Origin of the sequence: Methanococcoides mangrovi, assembly GCF_052057775.1 — an archaeon.
Taxonomy (GTDB): domain Archaea; phylum Halobacteriota; class Methanosarcinia; order Methanosarcinales; family Methanosarcinaceae; genus Methanococcoides.
The window spans coordinates 2,121,834-2,133,875 of sequence record NZ_CP195121.1; the positions used below are offsets into that span (position 1 = coordinate 2,121,834).

Consider the following 12,042-nt stretch of genomic DNA (forward strand, 5'->3'; position numbering starts at 1 on the left):
AAAATAATGCAGAAATAATTCGAAATATTTATATTGTATGGTACGGTTGGAGAAAAAATTAAAGTATTTATAATAATTTAATTCTATAGGGGGAGATTTGGTGAATATTCATTCTCAAGAAATTTTTGCGTTAGACTTGTCCACATATATTTTATCTAAAATTTCGGGAACCCATGAAGATGATGAAATAATTAATACTAAACCAAGTAATACTTATCTTATTGGTACTTTAGCGGCAAGGAAAGATCAAAGTCACACAGAAAATAGTGGTTATGTTGACAGAAAGGAAGATGATTCGTCTTCAATGCGAGCCACTTCAATGAAGTTATCTGTATTAATTGATAAATCTGAATTTATAGATAAAACACATGTTTCGATGAAAGCTATGGGGAATGTCTATTATAAGATTAAAAACCCTGATGCAGACCCAGATCAAGATATAGAGAAATTTTTGTGGAAAAGAAATCCATTTGAATTTTCTTATAATATTGACATTTCATCAGAAATTGAATTGGCACTCGACTTCCCAAGTTTAATCGATAAGATCAATAGTTTCGGTGAAGTATCTCCCAAAATTCCTGTTGACACGTGGAAAGGAAGAATAAATGTTTCTTTAATTGATTACGATGAACATTCCATGCTCGTTTCTTTTGAATATGAAAATACAAAGGTAGAGCCTTCTGCTTTTGTGATTGATGAAAATGGGACTCAGAAAAGAACTCCTCGTAATTTTGATAATACATTATTTAACTGCAACTTGGAAATTGATTTTGATGGACTGAAAATAAACAAGTTTGTTGATGATTACGTTTATGATGGCTACAATCAAAAATATTTCTATGCATATAGGTCTAAAAATTGTCAAGGTGTGTGGGGTGAGAAGAAACAAAAATTAAGAACTGAACATTTTGGTAGATTTGAACAGGAAAATATTATTCCTAGATCTAAAATTCCTGGAATTGATCTCTCTTTTGAGAATTTATCAAAAAAATCTAATGCAATTTCTGCTCTTGAAAGTTTTGTTGAAGAAATGAACAAATATAGTGGCATATATACATCAGCTTTTCCAACAAATGTGAAGTTAGATGAATTCCAACCACTTTCTTCTGGTGAAAATAGGCAAAGAACTTGGAGGGAACGCAATGATTTGATCAATCATTTCGATAAAATGATTGAAAAAGTAGATCATGGTGTCGAATTGATAAAATCTGATGATGTTGTGTACAATTGTTTTTTGAGGACTAATGAAGCATTTAACAATTACTACAATACGATCGATCATCCAATTTCTAATGCAGGATGGCGTTTGTTTCAGTTGGCATTTTTCCTATCAAGTATTTGTTCAGTTGTGGAAGAAAAAGATCTGGAAATTGTAGATGTTCTTCACGTAGATACTGGCGGTGGAAAATCTGAAGCATATTTCTCTTTATTAGTATTCTCAATGTTTTATGAAAGGGCAGTAGGAAAGAAGGAAGGTGTTACTGGCATCGTAAAATTCCCACTGAGAATGCTATCAATTCAGCAACTTGAAAGATTATCAAGCATAATTATGCATGCTGAACATGTAAGATCTTCAAATAATAGTCTTTTTGAAGGAGAACAGTTTTCACTTGGGTATTTTGTAGGAAGTACTGATGATGATTTTCCAGATATGTATAGCAAGATTAGAGATACATTATACTCAAAAGACAAATTAATAGATCCTGCACCAATATCTAAAATCATTTCGAAATGTCCTCTCTGTGAACCAGGCAACAAAGGTACGATTCGACTAATTGATGATAACCCACACAAAAGAATTCTACACAAATGTGATAAATGTGGGTTTGTTTCTCAGATATATTATAGTGATAGGGAAGTTTACAGGTGGAGACCAACAATTATTGTGTCTACTGTGGATAAGTGGGCAGGTATGAGCCTACAACAAAAAGTCCGTGGAATATTGGGTGGTTCAGGAAGTCATTGCCCTGATGGACATGGTTTCATACCTGCTGGAGATTTGTGTGAAAAGAAAGAAGAGGAAGGAAAATGTGATCATCTTGGATCTTGTTCAACGGCAGTGTCAGGTCCTAGGCTATCTATACAGGATGAAATGCATTTGTTGAGTGAAGGATTCGGTACAATATCTGCTCACTTTGAGGGATTAATCGATGAAATGGTCAAAAACACATCTGGAAGACCTTTGAAGCATATTGCAATGAGTGCAACAATAAACGGTGCACAAAAGCAGATCTCTGAATTATACAAAAAAGGTATGTTTGTTATACCAGGTCGTTGTCCTGAAGGAGTGGGAAGTAAAAATGATTTCTTCTTCCTTAAAAAAGACGGTCCAAAAAGGATTATCTATGGTATGAAACCCAATTTGCGAGATAATCATTATGCCACTCTTTCAACTTTACTTCATACTACAGAGTTTTTGATTGAAAAACAAAAAGAACTCAACTCAGATTCTGCAAAATTCTGTTCAAGATATGAATTAGATAATCTTAAAGATGCACAAAAACTGCTTAATAGGTATTTAATTCCATTAACATATCACATCAAGAAACAAGATGCATATAACATGATGCATTTGCAAGAAACTGTTATTGGTGATGCGCTCAAGAAGAATCATAGTGGATCAAAAGTTCTTGGTCATACACTAACAGGAGATAATAATCTTGAGCAGCTAAAAAATTCTATTGATAATGTGCACAAATATGTTTATGAATATGATCCAAATGCTGTCGATAAAGAGTCGTTCATATTCAGTCCACTATATTCAACATCAGTAGTATCTCATGGTGTAGATCTTGATGAACTCAATGTAATGGTTTTTCAAGGATTGCCATATTCAACCTCTGAATATATTCAAGCGCTATCTCGTGTTGGAAGAAAGCATCTTGGAATAGTTATGTTGTGGTTTTATCCAAATCGTGTACGTGATGATAGTTTCTTCCGTAACTTTAATAGATACCACAATTCGCTTGACCATGAAGTAAAACCCGTGCCAATTAATAGATATTCTAAACTTGGCATGAAACAAACTGTAAATTCAATGTTTTGTGCGGGAATTTTAAATTATCTATCAAACAAAAAGTGTAGAGCTTTGTATAGGTTAATTGATGTAAAATCACTTGATGAAAAGGACTGGCTCGACCTTATTGAATTTATTCAAAATGTATACGGTGGATCTGGAATTGATCTCGATGTTTACAAGGAGGTTGAAGAAAGAAAAAACCAGATACTTTTTTCAAATGAATCAGAAAATAAATATTTCCCTAATATACTTACAAAATCTGGCAATCCTTTGTATCGTACACAAACAGGTATGAGAGGCTTACAAAAACAACTTGCTTTGGAGTTATGGTATAAAGATGAAGATCTCTTAAGAAGGATGGGGGTGCTTAAATGAGTTCAGAAACCATACATTCAGTTAACGAAAGCAGTTGTTTCTATCAGGGAGCAGTCAAGCTATTTTTTACTCGTAGATTTGGAAAATCCTTGAGTTTTCAAATAATTGATAATGATCCCGACCCAAAAAATGAATACAATTTTGAAAAATATCGCAAATTATTTAGTACTTTAATTAATAGAAAAATTGCATTACGTGTTAGTTTAGATGGAGCGCAATTTCATCAGATTGGTATTGATGATCTAAAAATCAAACCAATAAAACTGATAGATAACGTAAAGGATGAGGGCAGATGTGGAATATTTTTGATTAATCCACAAACTGCATTATGCACTCAGGATGGATGTAATCAATATTTCAATCTAAAAGAGGGGAGAAAGTGTGGCCATAGCGACAAAGATGATTGGCAACAATTCACTTTCCTTGCTTTTTGTGATGTATGTGGGAAGATTGCACCACTTCACGCAATGACTAATATAAATGTAGATTGCGATAAATGTGGTGCTAAAAAAAGTATGAATAAACTTATATGGCCAAAAGGAAAAGAGGACATCGGTTCATATAAAGTAATGTGCAATAAATGTGGGCACAAAAAATCTCTTCATTTTGTAAAATGTCATCATGAAAATGGATTGTATTCTGGAAAACCACAATCTTCTTTTAGAGCGGTTCCGGCAACAGCTAATTCTGTCACGCACCCATATGTAATTTCAATTCCTGATATTCCAGCATCTGAAGGCTTGAATCAAATAGGAATGCCATCTGCTCAAGGAAGTCTTCTTACTGAAGCATTTATCAATTTTTATGGATACGAGTTCGATCAATCAAAACTATACCTTCCTGAATTTAGGCAGAAACTAATTAGTGATAACGAATTTTGGAGCATTAAAAAAGTAGATCGCACTGCAGAAGATGTAATTGAAAACATTACCTTAAATCCACTCGAATCTGATATTAATGAAAACATGGATCTTGTGTCTAAATATTTCACTAATATAATTGAAAAAATCTTGATTGATGCAAAAATTGCTGTGCAAACATGTGCTGTCAATAATACTACTACAAGTGAACAAATTAATCTGAGATATGGAATTGATAAAATTCGTGATGCATTAAAATCAGTTGAAAACATTCCATTCGATGAACAGGATTTGCAGGGTTTCAATCTAATTAATGCAAAAAATAAAAGAATGAAGCCACAAGATTTTCCTAATTATGAAGATATTTTATCCAGCTTCGGACTTGAAGGGATCTATTACTATCCAGACCTTACAATTGTTCAAGCGACTTTAGGCGTGATATATGGTTCTACGAGAAAGCCTGTTCTACTTTATATGCCCATTGAATCGGGAATGCCAAATAACAAAAAGCCAACTGTCTTTGTTAGAAACTATTCAACTGAAGGTATTTTGTTCAAACTAAACCATGAAAAAGTAATTGAATGGTTAGATTCCAACAAAGAACTGATAAAGCCTGAAGTAGATATTTTTCCAATAAAAAACAATGCTCCTCTAGATCATCTTAGAGACTTGATAAATTTAGATGAAGCTTGCAAAAATGCTGTTTACAAGTTGCTACATACTTATTCACATATGCTTATTCAGCAATCTTCTGTTGATACTGGTTTAGATGCGAGAAGTATATCAGAAATAATCTACCCTAAAACTGCATCAATATTCTTATATTCTACAAATAGTATCAACATTGGTGGTCTTGAATTTGTTTATGAATATAATCTGAAAAATTGGTTCCATCGTGTAAATGAAATTGCTGAAGATTGTCCGCAGGATCCGGCATGTATGATAGATGAAGGTGGTGCTTGTAATTCATGCTGTTACCTTCCTGAATTTGTATGCTGTAATTTTAATAGTGATCTTGATCGATCTACTCTTGTTGGGAATTCTGATCGCTTTAAGTGGGGATATTTGAAATGATTATTAATCCCAAAGTTGAGAAGAAGATCCAAGATTATTTCCAAAATTATTTGTTGAATCATGGAAACAAGTGTAGTGTATACTCTCTATTGCATAGTTATTGTAGTGATGTAAAGGTTTCTGAATTGGAAATAAGGAATGTATTCAACAATTCATTACAATCTGGGCATCTAAAAATAACAAACGAGAACAATTCGGAAAATGACGAATATTCAACATTTGTTGCCTTATCTTTTCCATTTTCTTCAATTAATGAAAACAACGAAATTTCGATTGTAGTATCGAGTCCCATGCTGCAAACTTTGAGTTTTATTAATTTAAAAAAAAGAAATGAATTTATAGATAGTAAAGATTGTTTTAGATTTATCTTCAAATCTGCAACAAAAGAATTGCGCATCTGTTCTCCGTTTATGCAAAAAAATGTAATCGACGCCTTCCCAGAAATTAAAACACTTTTTGCAAACTCATTAAATCGGGGTGTTCATATAACAATACTATCAAGAGAACTTTTTGGGAAAAGATCTAATGAACTAGAATGGGTTAAAGAAATCGCAAAACAGACTGGAAACTCTGATCTATTACAAATATTTGATTATCATTACGGAGATTTAGATACTAATAAAGTTTTTTCAAGCACACATGCTAAACTATTAATTGCAGATCATAATTTTGCCTACTTGGGTAGTGCAGAACTAAGACAAAATAGTCTTTCAGCAAACTTTGAAGTTGGATGCATGCTAAAAGGAAATAAGGTGCACGAAATTTGTGAAATTTTTGATTATATGGTTTCATATGGGGAGGCATGGGACTAATGGTCAAATATAGTTCAATAGAATACATGATGGAAAAAGGTGGCCAAAAAACTATTCTCGATAAAAATAGAAATATTCAAAATTTATCTCCATTTTCAATTAGTATTCTTGGTTCTGTACAGAACAAAAAGGTTACTATTGTTTTTTCACAAGGACCACTTAACATATCCCCTATTATTTCATGCATGTTTGCGTTAGATACTGGTAACGATGTATTGATAGGAACTCCTGGTCAACCAAAAAAAGAATTTGATTCTGCATTTAAGAAAAATACACAAATTTTTCACTCTTTGTCTTATAGAAAAGCATTGAAAGGTGGTTCTGGATTATTTCATTATTACGAAAATTTACTCTGGTGCAAAGGCAAAATAAACGAAGAAGATAATCAATTTGATTCTCTTGATGTTGAAACAAAACCAAAACATGGGGATAGTCATTTCAAAAAAAAGTTTGAAAAAACATATGTGAATTCACTGGAATCAGGTAAGTTCCAGAAATGGCCCAAAATTGTAACAATCCCAATAAACACTATAACTCCTTCGTCGATTATTGGCTCTAAAAAAATACCATACAAAAAAACAGGGTTGACATTAAATAAATTTGATCCAAAATTAATAATATTTGAGTCTATAAACGAAAGGAGGTACTCATTCGATTCTTTAAAAAAGCTAATTGAAAATGTCGAAAATAATGATGTAAAACTTGTACTTCATTTCTCATGGCCCTACTTAAATGGAGTAAAATCATTCATTGAAGAAATCCAAGACAATAGAGATGTTAATATCTTTCATTTTGGGAAAAGATTTTGTATTGAAACCGGGCTTGAAAAATCTGTTCAGGACAATGATTTAAAGATCTTATCTTTAGAGAGCGATATGTGGGATGTTTATTATCCTAAGAATAAAAAAATTGAATACGAATTGATTTCTACTTGTGAAGATATAGGGCAGAGTGAAATCTCGGCTGACAACCTCTCTAAATGGGATTTTTCATATGATTATCTCGTTTATGCAATTAGAGATGGATTAGATGATGTTAAAATAAAATCATATGATGCATATCTACTAGCATTTCCTCCTATATTTAGCAATGTATTATCTCCTTCTGAAATCACACGTAGATTTAAAATCCACGGTGTTACAAGGACATTACCTATTGCAGACACATTATCGACACAAAATAAATCACTTGAAAATCCAATAAGTAATTTTAGAGGTCTTTGTAATGATTTCGATATGTTTCGAGATCTGACTCAGGAACTTAATGGTCTTCATACAAATTCTCGAACTACTAAGAAAACACAATTTCAAGCATATCTTTTAGAAAAAATTGCAAAATCAATAAAACAATACGGAGAATCAAATGATTCTTGCAATGAGATTATTGTTGTATGCAATATAGAACCTTATGTTTTCACAGAGTCTAAATTTTATGAATCCGTATCTTATTTGATTAATACAATCGGAAAAATCACCAACGATATTAGATTTTATACAACAATATCGAATGGAAACACAGTGAATATTCATGTTAATAGCAATGGATATTCGTTCAAGTATCCAATAATCATTTCTGGGGAATTAATTAAGAAAGAAATTCTAGATCTGAAGAATAAACTGCATGAACTTAATCCAACATTAAAATTACAAGTTGATTATGACAAACAGTATTTGGGGAAAATCTCGATTTTTGTTGATACATCCATTGATTATATGAAATTAAATAATGAGAAAGACCGTTTATTTAAAAAATCATTTGAAAAGTTAGTTGTTTATGACAATTCCATAAATCTAAAAAATTCAAATATAATAGAAAAATCACTAAATGACTTAAGTTGCCAAAGAAAATGTGATAGATCTGAAATCGATTTTGTAATGTACACCAAAAAAAATAATGAAATTGAAAATCAAGTTTCAAAAAAGATCGAGATCAAGTATAGGAAATTGGTTGATCTTCAGAATATGAACTTAAACGAAACAAAACTATGTGAGCTGATCATGCCTGGTTCGCTACCTTTCCATTCATTATATGAGGATGAACTCCTCATTGCTCGTGGTTTTGATTCATTAATGCGCCCCTTTACTAATATTATTTTTATGACATATCCTGGAAAGGATTTTGCTAAAGCAAGAACACAAATTGATGTCTTTGACCAATTATTATCTGAAAAACATACGTCGGTTTCTTTAATCGATCTAAAATTTTCTATTGAGCACACAACAGACTATCACGCTTATACATTTCCAGTATTACCTAATGAAGAAATTGAAGGAAAATCATTAGGTATTGAATCATCCCCTTCTGATTCTTCTGAAGAATTTATTAAAACACAATTACTTTCTACAGAACAAATTCCAATAGAAAATGGTAAGATTGCAATAAAGTCTATTGAAAATATGCTGCAAGAGATTAAAAATAAAAATTTATCAATGGATGAAGAAACATTAGGAAAAAATAGTAATGATCCTCGAAGAGAAAATAATGATTATATTTGTTTTAAAGTTCAATACAATAATGGAATAGTTGAAAATATTTCATTTCCTAGGGATAGCATAATTAGAAGACAAGTTGGGGATGGATATGACATTTGTTCAGTAAATGATATTGAAGTTTCTAATAGGATCTTGTACATTAAATCAGAAGAAAGAGAAAGTGTAGAAAATTATCTAATGAGAGTTCTATTTAAAAACAGTGAAAGAAGTGTAGATGAGATATTAGAACCAATAATGTGTTTCAATATTTTTTATAATTCCTTAAAGTTGATGGATTTTAGAAAAAAGGATGATATAAACAAAATGAAGAACATATATTGGTTATCTGAATCTAAAAAGAAAAATTTATTTGATCTAATCTCTATGCTAAATGGATTAAGTGAATCAGTTGCTATGAAGCAAGCAATGATTGAAAATTCTGAGCTATATTCCATATATGAAGAAAGTATTTGGTATAAATTGATTTCTTTGGAGGAATTAGTATCAATTTTTAATATAAGCAAGACTCCAATCACAAAAGCGAAGATGTATAAGATTTCAGTTGTGATGGGATTAGATTATGTCCAAGAATCGTTTAATAGCTTGTGTAGAAAAAATGTAACCGATTCAAAACATTATTCGTTCCATAATCCTCAAAATCTACTTGCAATTGGAAAATTAATGGGACATGAAAAGATAATTGAAAACTATATTGAACTTAACACATATGGACAAAATATTCGCACATTTTTACAGCAAGTCGGTTACTCAATCAAAAGAGTTGCAAGCGGAAGAGATGTATTTGTAAATGATATTGATCTCGCAATCAAAGATAAAATGCAACAATGTCTCGTCCTTAAAAAAATTAGTGAATGATCTTTGGTGTGTGCTATGAAAAATGTATTGTTGGTTGAACCAAAATTTCCTACAAGAACCAAAAGTAGGAATCATAAAAACTTCTTACCAATAGGTCTACTAAAGCTTGCTTCATACTATGCAAAAGAAGAAGATAATGTAATCCAATTAGTTAGAGGAAAAACCCTCCCTACAGAGTTTGAAGTGCCCTCTCTTATCGAAGTTACAAGTCTTTTTACTTATTGGTCTGAATATGTTTGGGAAACGGTTGAATTTTATCGAGATCAATTCCCAGATCCCAAAAAGACTGTAATTCGTGTTGGCGGAATCTATGCAAGTTTACATTTCGAGAAAGAGGATTTCAAGGAAAAATGTGCCAAATATAATGTAACTCCTACTAAAGGTGTTATCGCCGAAGCTGAAAATTGTGTTCCAAATTACGACCTTGTTATGACCGATGATAATCCTATAGATTATCAAATTGTCCATACTTCAAGAGGTTGTGCAAGAAAATGCTCATTTTGTGGAACATGGATTATTGAGCCTGAATTTAAAAGTAGAAAAAAAATTTATCCACTAATAAAAGACGGAATCGAAAAAGGTCTTCGTAATTTGGTATTCTATGATAATAATCTATTCTATAATCCACACATGGAAAACATCTTGAAAGAATTAGCTGAATTAAAAAGTCAAAAGGACATTGGCTGGTGTGAGTCACAAAGTGGATTTGATGGTAGAATTTTATTAAAAAGACAAAACTTAGCGCCATTATTAAAAAAAGCAGGTTTTAGGAATCCTCGCATTGCTTGGGATTGGGGTTACAGTCAATGGCCTGAAATTAAGAAACAGCTTGATGTTTTAGTCAAGGCGGGCTACAACCAGAATTCCATAACTATTTTCATGATCTATAATTGGGACTTAGATTTCACAGAAATGGAAAAGAAACGTATTAAGTGTTTGGAATGGGGAGTACAGATTTCGGATTGCAGGTACAGACCATTAAGCCAGTTACATGATTACTATAAACCTCTCAAAGATCAAAACGATGGAGAATCTTATCACATCAATCCAAATTGGACTGATGCTGAGGTTAAGCAATTTAGAAAGAATGTTCGTAGACAGAATATTTGTATTCGACAAAATTTTGAATTCCACAGTAAATTGTTAGAACATAAAAGATATTCCAAAGAGGAGTATTATGTGTTGCAAAAAATGCCTCTTAGTGAAAGAAAAAGATATTTGCCAGATTTATGGTTACCTGACCAAATAAATCCTCCAGAAAATAGAGATAAATGGTCTGTAGAGCTGGTTACTAAGCCAGATATTCCATTTCCTGATGACTAGTCTCAATGTGGAAATTTGATATGCAACAACACAAATTGCTCTGAAGAAATCAAAACAAATTGATATTTTTTAATAAGGTTTGATTGGCCCTTTATACTTATTTAAATGCTTCTATTTAGATTTATATAGATTAATGCCTATGAAATATATAATAGTTAGTTTAAAGCTAATAAATATTATTGATAAGTGAATATAGATTAATCTAAAGATAATATCTTTTATCGAACTATTTACTTCCGATTTAGAAAAATACTGAAGATTAATCGAGACTTATACGAGGTCGGTATTCTTAAAAAAGAATAGACTAAAAATAGTCTATTTAGCGTTCTAGACTAAGATAATAGACTATAATCTGGGATATAGACTAATATAAAATATTTTCTTTAAGATCTTTAAATTTAGATCTAAACTAGGAATTTTTATAGTATGACTAAAAACGATATAGATATATCTCTAAGCGATATAAATATGTCTTTAAGAGATAGGTAGATATCGATAAACGTTAAGAATTTTACTAAAACCGTTAAGGATCTAACTAAATACGTTATAGATATGCCTCTAAACGGCATAAATCTATACTTAAAAGGTATAAATATCTACTTAAAAGGTATACTCGATAGTTATAATTTTTTTAGAAGATACGTAGCTAGAAGTATTTTCCATACTTTCTAGCACGTATCCTGCTTAAAATCAGTCTTTTACATTGTTCCAGTACAGATACTGCACCAATTTCCTAGTAGCTTTAGTATCCATTCTGAATTTAGATCTGTTCTTACGTATCTTTCGTTTGATTTTTGCCAAAGTACCTCTGTTAACACCCAACTTTTCAGCAGTTTTCTGGGGGAATTCCAGTAACTGATCGAAGATGTTCTCTCTTTCAGCATCACTAAGGAATATTTGAGGTTGTCTACATCCAAATCCTGCTCAGCAATGTTCTTGGCTCACTTGCCAACACTCCAACCTCTCCCTAACATGTGCATTCAATGTAAAAGGTTTATCAGCCTTTGCATTCTGCTTTATATAGTGTAAAGTACCCTTAGAATCCCATCTTCTTCCATTCGGTATAAGACATGTCAATGAACTTCTTTTTAATCTCATCCGTGTCCTGCCTCTCTTCCATCCTTTTCATGAGAATAACTGTTAACAGGTGATATGATAATCCCCAATAACTCACCTGCTATGCACATGACATTTTTATTCTTCACCGAATGTTTGGCAACTTTATACAGCTT

Annotated in this window: 5 protein-coding genes; all 5 read left to right on the forward strand. The window is 31.8% G+C overall.

Annotation, left to right across the window (positions count from 1 at the left end):
* The first annotated feature begins 100 nt into the window (after window positions 1-100).
* Genes ACR3I3_RS10515 through ACR3I3_RS10535 form a run of 5 tightly spaced genes read left to right on the forward strand, consistent with a single transcriptional unit; the run spans window position 101 to window position 10,810 of the window.
* Complete coding sequence (locus ACR3I3_RS10515) at window positions 101-3,394, forward strand: helicase C-terminal domain-containing protein (RefSeq protein WP_440952212.1); 3,294 nt, start codon at window positions 101-103, stop codon at window positions 3,392-3,394.
* A complete protein-coding gene (locus tag ACR3I3_RS10520) occupies window positions 3,391-5,328 on the forward strand; it encodes a hypothetical protein (RefSeq protein ID WP_440952213.1) in 1,938 nt (645 codons plus the stop codon). Before ACR3I3_RS10515 ends, ACR3I3_RS10520 begins: the two co-directional genes overlap by 4 nt.
* Entirely contained in the window at window positions 5,325-6,140 is an 816-nt protein-coding gene (locus tag ACR3I3_RS10525; RefSeq protein ID WP_440952214.1) for a phospholipase D-like domain-containing protein, read from the forward strand. The genes ACR3I3_RS10520 and ACR3I3_RS10525 overlap by 4 nt, the downstream gene beginning before the upstream one ends.
* Complete coding sequence (locus ACR3I3_RS10530) at window positions 6,131-9,487, forward strand: hypothetical protein (RefSeq protein ID WP_440952215.1); 3,357 nt, start codon at window positions 6,131-6,133, stop codon at window positions 9,485-9,487. The genes ACR3I3_RS10525 and ACR3I3_RS10530 overlap by 10 nt, the downstream gene beginning before the upstream one ends.
* A gap of 15 nt (window positions 9,488-9,502) precedes the next feature.
* Window positions 9,503-10,810 carry a radical SAM protein gene (locus tag ACR3I3_RS10535; RefSeq protein WP_440952216.1) on the forward strand — a complete coding sequence of 436 codons (1,308 nt, stop codon included), beginning with the start codon at window positions 9,503-9,505 and terminating at the stop codon, window positions 10,808-10,810.
* Window positions 10,811-12,042 lie beyond the last annotated feature (1,232 nt).